This window comes from Flavobacterium gyeonganense (assembly GCF_029625295.1).
GTDB classification, from domain to species: domain Bacteria; phylum Bacteroidota; class Bacteroidia; order Flavobacteriales; family Flavobacteriaceae; genus Flavobacterium; species Flavobacterium gyeonganense.
The window spans coordinates 1,920,978-1,934,709 of record NZ_CP121112.1; the positions used below are offsets into that span (position 1 = coordinate 1,920,978).

General features: G+C 34.3%; 9 protein-coding genes. 4 read left to right on the plus strand and 5 right to left on the minus strand.

The window, feature by feature from the left end:
* Positions 1-167: 167 nt before the first annotated feature.
* The 5 genes from P5P89_RS08260 to panC form a co-directional block, all read right to left on the minus strand.
* Positions 168-2,132: a transglycosylase domain-containing protein gene (locus P5P89_RS08260; protein WP_278011504.1), complete on the minus strand. Its 1,965-nt coding sequence runs from the start codon at positions 2,130-2,132 to the stop codon at positions 168-170.
* A 17-nt stretch (positions 2,133-2,149) separates the two neighbouring features.
* Entirely contained in the window at positions 2,150-3,511 is a 1,362-nt protein-coding gene (radA, locus tag P5P89_RS08265; protein ID WP_278011505.1) for a DNA repair protein RadA, read from the minus strand.
* A complete protein-coding gene (locus tag P5P89_RS08270; protein ID WP_278011506.1) occupies positions 3,511-4,668 on the minus strand; it encodes an alpha/beta hydrolase in 1,158 nt (385 codons plus the stop codon). Before P5P89_RS08270 ends, radA begins: the two co-directional genes overlap by 1 nt.
* Before the next feature lie 164 nt (positions 4,669-4,832).
* Positions 4,833-5,183 carry an aspartate 1-decarboxylase gene (gene panD, locus P5P89_RS08275; protein ID WP_223682073.1) on the minus strand — a complete coding sequence of 117 codons (351 nt, stop codon included), beginning with the start codon at positions 5,181-5,183 and terminating at the stop codon, positions 4,833-4,835.
* Positions 5,184-5,197: 14 nt separating this feature from the next.
* A complete protein-coding gene (gene panC / locus P5P89_RS08280) occupies positions 5,198-6,076 on the minus strand; it encodes a pantoate--beta-alanine ligase (protein ID WP_278011507.1) in 879 nt (292 codons plus the stop codon).
* Positions 6,077-6,154: 78 nt separating this feature from the next.
* Between panC and P5P89_RS08285 the strand changes: the two genes are divergently transcribed.
* The 4 genes from P5P89_RS08285 to P5P89_RS08300 all read left to right on the plus strand — a co-directional run bounded on the left by P5P89_RS08285 (position 6,155) and on the right by P5P89_RS08300 (position 13,710).
* The gene (locus P5P89_RS08285; RefSeq protein WP_223682071.1) at positions 6,155-6,961 is read left to right on the plus strand and encodes a glycogen/starch synthase; all 807 of its coding nucleotides are present in this window, start codon (positions 6,155-6,157) and stop codon (positions 6,959-6,961) included.
* 21 nt (positions 6,962-6,982) lie between these two features.
* Complete coding sequence (gene bamH, locus P5P89_RS08290) at positions 6,983-8,728, plus strand: BamH family beta-barrel-assembly machinery protein (RefSeq protein WP_278011508.1); 1,746 nt, start codon at positions 6,983-6,985, stop codon at positions 8,726-8,728.
* A 10-nt stretch (positions 8,729-8,738) separates the two neighbouring features.
* Positions 8,739-10,586, plus strand: coding sequence for a glutamine--fructose-6-phosphate transaminase (isomerizing) (glmS, locus tag P5P89_RS08295; protein WP_223682069.1), 1,848 nt, complete (start codon positions 8,739-8,741; stop codon positions 10,584-10,586).
* Between the two features lie 295 nt (positions 10,587-10,881).
* Positions 10,882-13,710: a TonB-dependent receptor domain-containing protein gene (locus tag P5P89_RS08300; protein ID WP_278011509.1), complete on the plus strand. Its 2,829-nt coding sequence runs from the start codon at positions 10,882-10,884 to the stop codon at positions 13,708-13,710.
* Positions 13,711-13,732: the final 22 nt, after the last annotated feature.

Here is a 13,732-nt window from a genome sequence, read left to right on the forward strand (position 1 = left end):
AACCCAATCTTGTCATTTCGACCGGAGGGAGAAATCACACTAGAAACTCCATAAAGTGTGGTTCCAATCTTTGTCGAATCCCGAATGTGATTTACTTCGTCTGTCGCTATCGCTCGAGTCTCCCACAAAGGTCGAAATGACAAACTATATCAATATCTCATTAAACTCTATAAATCAAACTCATCATTTATCGACAAAGAATCAACCGGAACTGCAGTTGAATCCGGAACCTTGATTCGAATTAAAGAACGTGCATTCCCCGAAATATAAACAGGCAATTGCCCAAGCGTATCTTCCGGAATTAAAAGACCGCGGCGAAACATTAAGTTCTTTAAGAATTTTTGATTTTGCAATGCGTAGTCTTTCAGATTTCCCTGATCGTTAAACTGATACATGAATTTTCGCGGCTTCGGAATGATCGTAGCCAGATACAGACATTCATCAACACTTAATTCAGAAGGACTTTTCTGAAAATAAAACTGACTCGCTTCTCCAATTCCGTAAACATTTGGACCCCATTCGATAATGTTGAAATACACTTCCAGCATTCTTTCCTTGCTTACAATTCGGTTATTTTCTAAAATATAAACCAATAAAATTTCTTCCAGCTTTCGCGAAAGTGTCTTTTCCCGGGTTAGGAAAACATTTTTGATCAATTGCATGCTAATGGTACTGGCGCCGCGCGAGAATTTTTTCGTTCTAATATTCTTAAGAATCGATTGTTTGAAAGCTTCATTGATGAATCCGCGATGCGAAAAGAAAGACGGGTCTTCGGTAGTCAAAACACATTTTTGCAAATAAGGCGAAATCTGATCCAAAGGCGTATAATTCGGATTTGCAGTCCCTACTAAAACAGGACGCTGCAACACATTCTGAATAATCGCACGATACACAAATTCTCCATTTAGTTTGTTCAGGTTTGCTTCTCCGTATTTGGTAATCCTCAGATTTTCTTTATTGAGTTTACTATCAAAAACTAAAGTATTTGGTTTGTTTTTATTGAATTTAAAATTCAGTTTATAATCGAAGTTTCCGGTCGCTTCCATTCCCTGAAAATGCGTAAACAATCCATCAGGTAAGGATACGATAAAATCCTGAGCTTTCATTTTTGGAATATCAACTTTTAAAGTATAAACCGTATCCGATTCTGTATTATACGAAACATACGGTTTCACTTTTATTTTGTTCAGCTGCATTATTGATGTGCTGTCAATCGAAATAAAATCAGATCCTAATAAAAAGCGATAGTCAAATCGTGCATTTTTGATAACAACGTCTTTATTGGCAATTTTTGGATGATTAATTTTCAAATTGGCAATAGAAGTGTAACCGTCAATATGCAATTCACTACCGTCTTTATCAATATTTGCCACATTTAAGCGTATCGAATCAAAACTTGCTTTTAAGTTGTAACTTTCATCTAAATAAGGAACCCTGATGGCTCCTGTATCCAGATTAAAAAAACGAATATCAGCCTTTTTATTTCTCGGGTCTGCAAAACCTTTTATATTCCATCGCTGGTCAAAATTTTTGCTTTGAACATGTAAATTCGTTGTGAGCTGTTTATTGTCTAAAACCAATTTATTGATAGCAATCGTGGCTTTTTTTCCATTATCATCAATTTTAAAAACAAGATTTTCCAGTTTCATATCGGTTGGAACCAGATTCAGTAATTTTGTAATAATGCGATAAGCAACATCAGCGTATTTACGTTTTTCATCTGATGTTTCTTCTGTATCATTTTTTTTCAAAAAGGCATCAAAATTTCTTATTTTCCCTTTTTTAACCAATTGAATGTAACCATCATTGATTTTTAAAGTTCCTAACTGTACATCACCAATTAGCAAATTACTGAGGCTGATAGTAGTTTCTACTTTTTTAATATTGAAAAGAGTGTCAGCATTTTTTGGAACTAAAACAATATCAGTAAATTTAACTCCCGACAAACCATCAAAAGAAGCTTCCTTTATTGAAAAATCACTATTGTAATCAACCACCATTTTGTGCGTTACCTTTGCAATAACTTGTTTTAAAAGCGAATTACGAAAAGAGTATAATCCGATACAAAGCAAAATAAACACTACCAGAAGTATTTTAAGAGCTTTGACTATTTTTTGTTTTGGAAATCGCATAAAGAAATTTATAAAAATTAACCAAACAGAATACTTGCCACATCTTCAATTTTAGCTACAAGTTCAATTTTAATACCTGTATTTTTCAGGGCAATTTTATTATATCTGGATACAAAGATAGTATTGAAACCTAATTTTTCAGCTTCCTGAATCCGCTGATCTACACGGTTAACAGGTCGAATTTCACCGGAAAGACCTACTTCACCGGCAAAACAAAACCCTTTTGTTACCGGAATATCTTCATTAGAGGATAAAATGGCAGCCACAACAGCCAAATCAATTGCCGGATCATCAACAGAAATTCCACCCGTCACATTCAGGAAAACGTCTTTTGCGCCTAATCTAAAACCGGCTCTTTTTTCAAGAACAGCCAAAATCATATTAAGCCTTTTAGCATTATAACCCGTTGTGCTTCGTTGTGGCGTTCCGTAAACAGCTGTGCTAACAAGCGATTGTATTTCAATCATCAACGGACGCATACCCTCCATAGTTGTAGCAATTGCAGTTCCGGACATTTCTTCATCTTTATGCGAAATCAAAATTTCCGATGGATTGCTTACTTCTCGTAAACCGCTTCCCAGCATTTCGTAAATGCCCAATTCAGCAGTTGATCCAAAACGGTTTTTCAGCGATCGTAAAATTCGGTACACATGGTTTCGATCGCCTTCAAATTGTAAAACGGTATCCACCATATGTTCCAGGATTTTTGGTCCGGCAATGTTTCCGTCTTTGGTAATATGCCCGATCAAGATCACCGGAATATTGGTTTCTTTTGCAAATTTGATTAATTCGGCAGTAGTTTCCCTGATTTGAGAAATACTTCCTGCCGTAGATTCAATATAATCAGTATGAAGAGTTTGAATAGAGTCAATAATGACAATTTCAGGCTGAATTGCTTCAATTTGTTTGAAAATATTTTGTGTTTTAGTTTCCGTGAGGATATAACAATTATCGCTGTCCGGTGTGATTCGTTCGGCACGCATCTTTATTTGTTTCTGACTTTCTTCTCCGGAAACATATAAAGTTTTGTAAGGTAATTTTAATGAAATCTGGAGCAAAAGGGTACTTTTACCAATTCCCGGTTCTCCCCCCAAAAGCGTTAGAGATCCGGGAACGATTCCGCCACCCAAAACACGGTTCAGTTCACCGTCAGTAGTATCCATTCGGATTTCCTGAGCCGAATCGATTTCATTAATTTTTAATGGACGCGGTGCTTTTCCTGTTGGGGTTGGTTCACTTTTCCAGGCTACTTTTTCCTGCTTCTGAATAATTTCTTCGGCAATAGTATTCCATTCTTTACAGGCGTTGCACTGCCCCTGCCATTTCGCATATTGTGTACCACAGTTTTGGCAAAAGAAGGAAGTTTTAACTTTAGACATTATTTTGATTTTTTGGCAAGCGTATTCATTTCATCAATTTTCTCATACATCATATCTTTTGTCAACTCTCCAATTGGCTGCATTTGTGAAGCGTTTTGATATCTTTTTGATGCTCTTTTCGGATCGCCTCTTTTTTCATACATCAAACCTAATTCATACTCTCCCAACATTGCCAAAGGATAATCAACATTTGCAATTTCTGCCATTTTCTCTAACTCATCGTAGGCATTTCTTTTCAAAATAAGATTTTCAACAACTTTAAAATCATTTATTCTAACAGGAATATCGACTCCCAAAACTTCTGACATTGTATTGTATTTATTTTCTAAATAATTAGCATATCCAGATTGGAGTACAGCGATCTTATCTTTAAACTCAACCGAATTAATAGGTTTGTAAACCTCAAAAATATGATACAAAGCATTTGGAATAGAATATAAAACTTCTGAATAATGAGTCGAATTTTTAAACACATCATATTTAAAGTTGACCAAAGGATTATTAGCAATTTTAATATTGCCGGCTAACTTTTCTATTGGTTCTTTTATTTTAGTAATATCTCCGTCAGCGGCTGATAAATAATAAAAAAATGGTTCTTTTACCTTCGCAAATTTCTCAGGTATACGTACTTCCATTTTTGGTGCAAGCTCAGGACTTAAACATATATAGCCATTAAAAAGGGGAATTTCTTTATATAAAAAGAAATTTGTAAAACTGGCTGTTATATCATGTCCTGCAATAATCCTGAAAGGAGCGGTACGATATTGTTTTTCAATATAAGGAACTAATTCAGCTCCGATGAATTCAAAAAATTCTGCACCTTTTTCAAACGGAACACCCTGATTTTGATCGATTGTAGAATCATCATGGCGTTCTCCGTCGTGATTTTGGTGAATTCCGATAATAATCATTTCAGGTAAATCATCCCAGTAAACACCATAGCTTAGAGCTCCTGAAAAAGCATCAAACAGATAATCTCCATCCAGTAAATACAAAACAGGGTATTTCTTAGAGGGACTTGTTTCATAAGAAGCAGGAAGCCCAATAGTTATTCTTCTGTCAGCACCTAGTTTTTCAGATTTAACGGTATCGAATTTCTTTTGTGAAAAAACTGATACAGAGAGTAATAAAGCAAAAAACAAATAAACTTTTTTCATGAATTGGGGAAATTTAAAAAGTATTAGAATATGATGGCAATATAATACTTTATTTGCTTTTTTGTTAAAGAGGCCTTTTAAAAAGAAAAGAAATTTAAGACAAAAGAAATCTGCTCTGTGCAAAATAAATTTGACAAATAAAAAAGATTAAAAAGAAGTAGTGATTAAGTTAGTGAATTATCATTTTCATTAGGAAAAACAATCCATGGTTTGAAGGTTTTAGCTTCTTCAAATTCCAGGGTTGCATAGGATATAATAATGATAATATCATCTTTTTGAACTTTTCTGGCTGCAGGTCCATTCAGCGTAATTTCTCCTGAATTTCTCTCACCCTTTATAGCGTAAGTTTCAAAACGTTCTCCATTATTAATATTAACAATAGATACTTTTTCGCCTTCAATAATATTTGAGGCTTCCAATAAAGTTTCATCGATAGTAATACTGCCGATATAATTTAAATCAGCCCCAGTTACTTTAACACGATGAATTTTTGATTTTATAACTTGAATTTGCATGTTGCAAAGGTAAATTAATTTAATGAAATGGTATCAATTAGCCTTATAGAATTAACAAATACCGCTATAAATGCACGGTATTTTTTATCATTAATTTTATGTTCTATTGGTAACAATGTCGATTCGTCAGCAATTACAAAATATTCGAGGTCAAATCTTTCATTCTCCTTAAAGGAGTTTTCTACAAATTCTATAGTTTCCTCAGGACTTTTAGTACTGAATACTTCTTTAGCTTCGGTCAGGGTTTTATAAATAATGGCTGCTTCTTTTCGTTCATCAGAAGTTAAACGTTCGTTTCGCGAACTCATTGCCAATTGGTTTTCTTCCCTAAAAATAGGACAACCTACTATTTTAACCGGCAAATTGTTTTTTTCAACCAGTTTTTTCACAATCTGCAATTGCTGAAAATCTTTCTCCCCAAAATACGCATTTGTAGGTGAAACAATTTCAAACAATCGCTTAACGATAGTTCCAACACCGTTAAAATGTCCAGGCCTGAACTTCCCTTCCATCTGATTTTCTAATCCATCAAAATCAAATGATTGTGATATTGTATTTCCTTCGTAAATATCATCTACAGAAGGAGCATACAAAATTATTTTATCACTTAAACCCCTCATTTTCCTTACATCTTCTTCAAGTGTTCGAGGATATTTTTCAAGATCATCAGGATTATTAAATTGTGTAGGATTTACAAAAATACTCACAACAGTATCATCATTTTCTTTAAGTGAGCGTTGCATCAAAGCCAGATGACCTTGGTGTAAAGCACCCATTGTTGGCACAAATCCTACAGTTGAATTTGCTGTTTTGATAGTTTTCAAATAGGCTATCAGCGCTACTTTACCGTAGAAAATATGCATGGCGGTATTATTAAAATTTAGTGCAAACATAATATATTAGTTATAAACTGCATAAATTTTTGTAATTTTGCAACGTTTTTATTACCAAAAATTAAGTAAAATACTATTATGAAAGAGAAGAGGATATTATATGTATCATCTGAAGTCGTGCCTTATTTGGCTGAAAATGAGGTTTCATTAATGTCTTACGATGTGCCTAAAATGATAAACGATCAGGGCGGTCAGATAAGAATTTTCATGCCTAGATATGGAAACATTAATGAAAGAAGACATCAATTACACGAAGTAATCAGGCTTTCAGGGATGAATTTGGTAGTGAACGACTTAGATATGCCATTGATTATCAAAGTAGCATCTATTCCGAAAGAAAGAATACAGGTTTACTTTATAGATAATGATGAATATTTCAAAAGAAAAGCAACTTTTGCTGATGAAGAAGGTGTTTTATATCCTGACAATGATGAAAGAGCCATCTTTTTTGCAAAGGGTGTAGTTGAAACTGTAAAAAAACTGAATTGGGTTCCGGATATAATTCACGTTCATGGATGGCTTGCTGCTATGCTGCCAATTTACATGAAACATTACTATAAAAACGAAGCTTTATTTTCTGAAACCAAGATTGTGACCTCTGTTTATGGCCAGTCTTTTGATGAAAACCTGGATTTGGAAATGATCAATAAAGTAAAATTTGATGGTGTACCTCATGAGAATATTGCTGATTTAGAAACCCCTAACTACGAAAACATTCTGAAAGCAAGCATTTTACATTCTGATGCCGTAATAATAGCTTCAGAAAACGTGTCGCCAAGTTTAACAAAATTTATAGAATCTTCAGGAAAACCTTTTTTACCTTTCACCACGAAAGATGCATTCGCAGAAGCGTATACAAATTTCTATAAAACTATGGGGCTTTAAATTTTAACATTATTATTAAACATGTACAATACTTCTTTTTTTAAGAAAATTCTTTTAATAGCAACAGTTACTGTGTTTTATTCCTGCGATAAAGATTTCAATACAGTTGGCGAAGACTTAATTGGGAACAATGATAATTTTGATTTGGAAGCACAACATTACACTGTTACCGCTTATAATAAAAAAGTCACTCCTGTTGCCTCTAATAATTTGCCAATAAACGCATTGGGAATTTATGAGAATCCTGTTTTTGGCACAACTACAGCAAGTTTTAACACTCAGGTTAACTTAGCCTCTTATGCCCCTACATTGGGATTTGGAGCAGTTATTGACAGTGTAACATTAAATATTCCTTACTTTATAGATGCAACTAAAACTACAACAAGTACAGCAGGCAAAAGAACTTATGTATTAGATTCTATTTATGGGCCTGAAACCGGAATATTTAAATTAAGCGTTTACGAATCAGGCATTCTACTAAACAACTATAATGCTAATAATTATGATATTAGTCAATTTTACAATACTGATAGAAACGGTGACTTTCAAACACAGGCTACAACTAACCCTAATGTATTTGGATTAAGATTAAATAACTCAACCAATACAGCGGAAAATGATCAATTCTTTTTTAGTTCTAAACCGATAATAGAAAAAATTGCAGCAACTACCACTACCGCAGAATCCTCTAAAATAATCGACCCTGAAATGCGTTTGCATTTGGATAAGGATTTTTTCAAAGCCAAAATATTTGATGCGCCAGCAAGCAAATTAGCCTCCCCCGATGTATTTAAAAACTACTTTAAAGGATTATATTTTAAAGTTGAAAAATCAGGAACTTCTGCAGGCAGAATGGCTATGATGAATTTCAATAAAGGAAAAATAACAGTTTTTTATAAAGCTAAAACAGCTGAGAAAGATACTGAGGCTGTAGCAAAAACTTTTGTTATTAATTTAACCGGAGACAGCAACACTAACGTAAATACTGTCAGCCTTTTAGAAGAAAGCAATCCTGTTTCTGATTATACAACTGCTACCGCAGATGATGTTACCCCAGACGAAAAGCTGTATTTAAAAGGAGGTCAGGGATCAATGGTCGTAATTGAGCTTTTTGATAAAACCGATTTAGTACATTATGTAAATGGAGAACCTGTAACAGGATCCAATGGTGTATCTGATGAATTAGACGAGATTAGAAACAATGTTACTTATAAAAAATGGCTTGCAAATGAAGCTAATTTAGTTTTTACTATTGATTCACAAAAAATGGCAAGTCTAATTGGAAATGACCCAGAAACAATTGCAACCGAACCGGGCAGAATTTATTTATATGATTTAACAAATAATACTGTACTAGCTGATTATACTGCAGATCGTACTCCATCTGTTAATGGCGATCCTAAAAAAAATAGAACTATTTTCAATGGTATGATTAATTTAGATCCAACAAGCAAGAGAGGAACTACTTACAAGATAAGGATTACAAATCACATTCGGAATCTTATTAAGAATGCTGATGTTGCAAATGTAAAATTAGGCTTAGCTGTCACTGAAAGCATCGATATAACGTCTTCATCAAAACTGGATAAAACTAAAGTATTACCTAAACTTAACGATGAAAGCTTTTTAACTGAAATACCAACAGCATCAGTGATGAGCCCATTAGGAACAGTATTATTTGGAAGCAATATCCTCGAAAGCGATGAGGCTAATTATGCTAAAAGAGTAAAACTTCAAATTTACTACACTAAACTGAAACCAAATTAAAAAATAACATATGTGTGGAATTGTTGGATATATAGGTCACAGAGAGGCTTATCCTATTGTTATTAAAGGATTAAAGCGCCTCGAATACAGAGGATATGATAGTGCCGGCGTAATGTTATACGATCAGGAAAACATCAAACTTTGCAAAACAAAAGGAAAAGTTTCAGATCTTGAAGAAAAGGCTCAAACAGATTTCACAAGAAACGGAACTATAGGAATTGGTCATACACGCTGGGCAACCCATGGAGTTCCTAATGATGTAAACTCCCACCCGCACTTTTCAAATTCCGGAGAGTTAGTCATTATACATAATGGAATTATTGAAAACTATGCTCCGCTTAAAGAAGAATTAATCAAGAGAGGTTACAGCTTTAAATCGGATACGGATACTGAAGTTTTAGTAAATCTTATTGAAGAGGTTCAGAAAAATGAAAATATAAAACTTGGAAAGGCAGTACAAATTGCTTTAAATCAAGTAATAGGCGCCTATGCTATTGCAGTTTTCGACAAAAAGAATCCGGATGAGATTGTGGCTGCACGATTAGGAAGTCCATTAGCTATAGGTGTTGGAGAAGATGAATTTTTTATCGCTTCTGATGCTTCCCCATTTATCGAATACACTTCAAATGCGGTATATCTGGAAGATGGAGAAATGGCAAATATCAGATTACACAAGCCTCTTAAAATCAGAAAAATAAAAGATGATTCATTAGTTGATCCTTATATACAGGAACTTCAAATGAATTTGGAACAAATTGAAAAAGGCGGCTACGATCATTTCATGCTAAAAGAGATTTATGAGCAGCCAAATGTTATCAAAGATACTTACAGAGGAAGACTTCACGCCAATGAAGGAATAGTTCAGATGGCCGGTGTCGAAGATAATATTGAAAAATTTCTGAACGCTCAAAGAATTCTAATTGTAGCATGTGGAACTTCATGGCATGCAGGATTAGTTGCAGAATATATTTTTGAGGAATTTACACGTATCCCTGTTGAAGTAGAATATGCTTCTGAATTTAGATACAGAAATCCAATCATAAATAAAAACGATGTTGTTATCGCTATTTCCCAATCCGGAGAAACTGCTGATACCATGGCTGCTATTAAATTAGCAAAAGAAAACGGTGCTTTTGTATTTGGAGTTTGTAATGTTGTTGGATCATCCATTTCAAGAGAAAGTCATGCTGGTGCCTACACACATGCAGGGCCTGAAATTGGAGTAGCTTCTACTAAAGCTTTTACAACTCAGATTACAGTTTTGACAATGATCGCTTTAAGATTAGGAAAAGCTAAAGGGACCTTATCAAACACTGACTTCCATACCTTTTTACAAGAACTCGAAATAATTCCTGAAAAAGTAGCCGAAGCATTAGAAACAAACGAAAGAGCTAAAGAAATTGCGGCAGCTTTTAAAGATGCGCCAAACTGTTTGTACTTAGGACGCGGATATAATTTCCCTGTGGCTTTAGAAGGCGCATTGAAATTAAAAGAGATATCTTATATTCATGCTGAAGGATATCCTGCGGCAGAAATGAAACACGGTCCGATTGCGTTAATTGACGAGCAAATGCCTGTTATCGTTATCGCTCCAAAACAAGGACATTATGATAAAATTGTAAGTAACATTCAGGAAATCAAATCGAGAAGCGGGAAAATTATCGCTGTAGTTACTAAAGGTGATACCCAGGTTCGTGAATTAGCAGATTATGTTATAGAAATTCCGGAAACTTCTGATGCACTGTCCCCATTAATTACCACAATTCCTTTACAGCTTTTATCTTATCATATTGCCGTAATGAGAGGATGTAATGTTGATCAGCCCCGCAATCTTGCAAAGTCAGTTACTGTAGAGTAATTTCATAACACACTAAAAATTAAAGCGAGATTTTCATCTCGCTTTTTTATTATCACATTTTTTTCTTCTTGATGCAATTTTTAAGATTAATTCAGTTTTTTTCTTAAAATTATTATGTATGCATACTATTTTTCATTCTTAGCATTTCTTTCTTGATTTTAATTTAATAAATGCACATGTTGAATACCTAAAATAAACAGTATATTTATGATAAATATTAATTTTTTTTAACGTTTTTTTATTAATATTAAAATTATTTGTATTTTGGCTATACGAACTAACAAAAAAACTACCAATGAGAGCATATTTACTAATTATGTTGTTTATCAGTGGATTATCTTTTTCACAAAGTACCATTACCGGAACTGTTACAGACAACAACAAACAATCAATTCCCGGAGCCAATATTAATGTCGTTGGAAGTTCAACCGGAGTCTCAACAGACTTTGATGGGACATTTAAATTAAACACACCATCAAAACCTCCTTTTACTATTAAAATATCTGCTGTAGGTTTCGAAACAAAAACTGTTAATATTACATCATCAAATCAAAATGTAAAGATAATTTTGAATGAAGAAGAAACTAAACTTGACGAAATAGTTGTTTCAGCCTCCAGAACAGCGGAACGTGTCTTAGAATCTCCTGTAACAATTGAAAGAATGGGAATTCAGGATATTAAAAAAACCGCTTCTCCATCCTTTTATGATGGCCTTGAAAATTTAAAAGAGGTACAAATGAATACCAGCAGTATGACTTTTAAATCTGTTAACACAAGAGGGTTTGCCACTGTAGCGAATACACGTTTCCTCCAATTAGTTGACGGAATGGACAACTCATCTCCACTATTAAATTTCGTTTTAGGGAATATGATTGGAGTATCTGAGATTGACGTGCAAAGCGTTGAACTACTCCCGGGTGCTTCTTCTGCATTATATGGTGCCAATGCTTTTAACGGAATTCTGTTTATGAATAGCAAAAGCCCATTTACTCATCAGGGAATTTCAGCTTATTTTAAATACGGAACGACTTCTCAGGAGGCAGCCGGAACAAATAGCTATTACGATTTGGGAATACGATTTGCACACGCTTTTAATAAATATTTTGCCGCTAAAGCAAATTTCACCTACATGGAAGCCACAGATTGGTATGCAACGGATTATAACGATAAAACAATAGCAGGAATAGACAGAACGAACCCAAATTATGACGGTATAAATGTTTATGGAGACGAAGCTACCACAAATATTAAAGGGGTAGGACAAAGATTAGCAGCATTAGGCATAATACCTGCCGGAGCAGTTAATCTTTTACCAAACAGCAATGTGAGCAGAACGGGATATAATGAGACAGACCTTACAGACAATAAAGCTGCTAATACTAAAATTGACTTTTCTTTTCACGGAAGACCATTTGGAGATGAAAGATTAGAAATTATCTGGCAAAGTAAGTTTGGTTTTGGAAATGCCGTTTATCAGGGAGCTAATAGATATTACTTAAATGATTTTTTTATGCAACAGCATAAATTAGAATTTAAAGGAAAGAATTTTTTCTTAAGAGGATACATGACCACAGAAGATGGTGGACATTCATATGATATGGTTTTTACCGGGATAAATGTTAACAGAAAATGGAAAGATGACAATACGTGGTTTGGACAGTATGCAGGTGCTTACATACAGGGAACTTTAGGGGGTATGACACCTCAGCAAGCTCACGCTGCCGCAAGAACAACTGCTGATAGCGGACGCTTTTTACCAGGAACTCCGGAATTCCAAAATGCTTTCAACCAAGTAATTGCAGACGAGAGCGTTCTTACAGGATCAAAATTGGTGGACAACTCAAAAATTTACCATTCTGATGCAAATTACAACTTTAAAGATCTTATCAAATTTGCTGAAATTCAGGTAGGAGGATCTTACAGATTATATGAGTTAAATTCTCATGGCAGAATCTACACTGATGCAGACGGACCAATCAGTTATAACGAATATGGTGCTTATACGCAATTAACTAAAAGATTTGTTGATGACCGATTAAAATTTACTGGATCTATTCGTTATGATAAATCTAAAAACTTTGACGGAAACTACTCCCCAAGAATATCGTTTGTATATTCAGGAGGAGAGAAGAAAAACCACAATTTCAGAGCATCTTTTCAAACTGGTTTCAGAAACCCTACCACACAAGATCAATACATAGGATTTAATATAGGTAGAGCTGTATTAATAGGTTCCGCCCCAGACAACCTGACAAGATTTAGCGAAACTTTTACCCTAAGTGCAGAAGGACAGGGTTATGCAAACAGCACAACAAAAAACATGACCGGAGAAGATGCTTATAAAAACTCTTATCTTGCAAGTTCAGTTGAGGCTTTTAGCGCATTGGCAGGAACCAATCCAACTGCTGCAGCTGAATTGTTAAAGAAGACAAGAGCTAATTTTGTAAAACCGGAACAGGTAAAAGCTTTTGAATTGGGATACCGTTCTATTTTTGAAGATATTTCAATAGATATTAACGGATACTATAATATTTACAATGATTTCATTGGTAACCTTAACGTTGTTTCTACTTATTATGGAACGGCTCAGGACAGTCCTAATTTAGCTGGAGGCCCTGCTGACCCGGGATTTCAATCTGTACGTGGTTTAATAAATGGAGAATACAGAGCTTATCAAATATATACAAATTCAAATGTAGAAATTCATTCGCTTGGATTTGGGGTAGGTCTTTCTAAAAAAATAATTGCTGATTTTGAATTGGGATTAAATTATAATTATGCCCAGTTTGATTTTGATCAGTCAAAAGACCCAAGTTTTGAAGCAGGTTTTAACACTCCTAAACACAGATTTAAAGCTTCTATCGGAAATCAGAAATTATTTGAAAATTTTGGTTTTAATCTGAGCGCAAGATGGAATAGCGAATATGAGTGGCAATCAACTTTTGCTGACGGTACAATTGAATCCGCTACAGTAATTGATGCACAAATTAATTACAGCTTACCAAAATTAAAATCTACTTTCAAATTAGGAGCATCAAACCTGGGAGGAAAAGAATATACACAAGTAATCGGAGCAGGTTCAATCGGTCAACAATATTTTGCTTCCTGGACTATTAATCCATAATTAAAAATTGCAAAACCAACAC

What these genes read in the sequence shown, in the direction of transcription:
- P5P89_RS08270 (WP_278011506.1), bottom strand. Translation starts at nt 4,668, where the DNA reads ATGAAAAAAGTTTATTTGTTTTTTGCTTTATTACTCTCTGTATCAGTT.
- bamH (WP_278011508.1), top strand. Translation starts at nt 6,983, where the DNA reads ATGTACAATACTTCTTTTTTTAAGAAAATTCTTTTAATAGCAACAGTT.
- panC (WP_278011507.1), bottom strand. Translation starts at nt 6,076, where the DNA reads ATGTTTGCACTAAATTTTAATAATACCGCCATGCATATTTTCTACGGT.
- panD (WP_223682073.1), bottom strand. Translation starts at nt 5,183, where the DNA reads ATGCAAATTCAAGTTATAAAATCAAAAATTCATCGTGTTAAAGTAACT.
- P5P89_RS08300 (WP_278011509.1), top strand. Translation starts at nt 10,882, where the DNA reads ATGAGAGCATATTTACTAATTATGTTGTTTATCAGTGGATTATCTTTT.
- glmS (WP_223682069.1), top strand. Translation starts at nt 8,739, where the DNA reads ATGTGTGGAATTGTTGGATATATAGGTCACAGAGAGGCTTATCCTATT.
- radA (WP_278011505.1), bottom strand. Translation starts at nt 3,511, where the DNA reads ATGTCTAAAGTTAAAACTTCCTTCTTTTGCCAAAACTGTGGTACACAA.
- P5P89_RS08285 (WP_223682071.1), top strand. Translation starts at nt 6,155, where the DNA reads ATGAAAGAGAAGAGGATATTATATGTATCATCTGAAGTCGTGCCTTAT.
- P5P89_RS08260 (WP_278011504.1), bottom strand. Translation starts at nt 2,132, where the DNA reads ATGCGATTTCCAAAACAAAAAATAGTCAAAGCTCTTAAAATACTTCTG.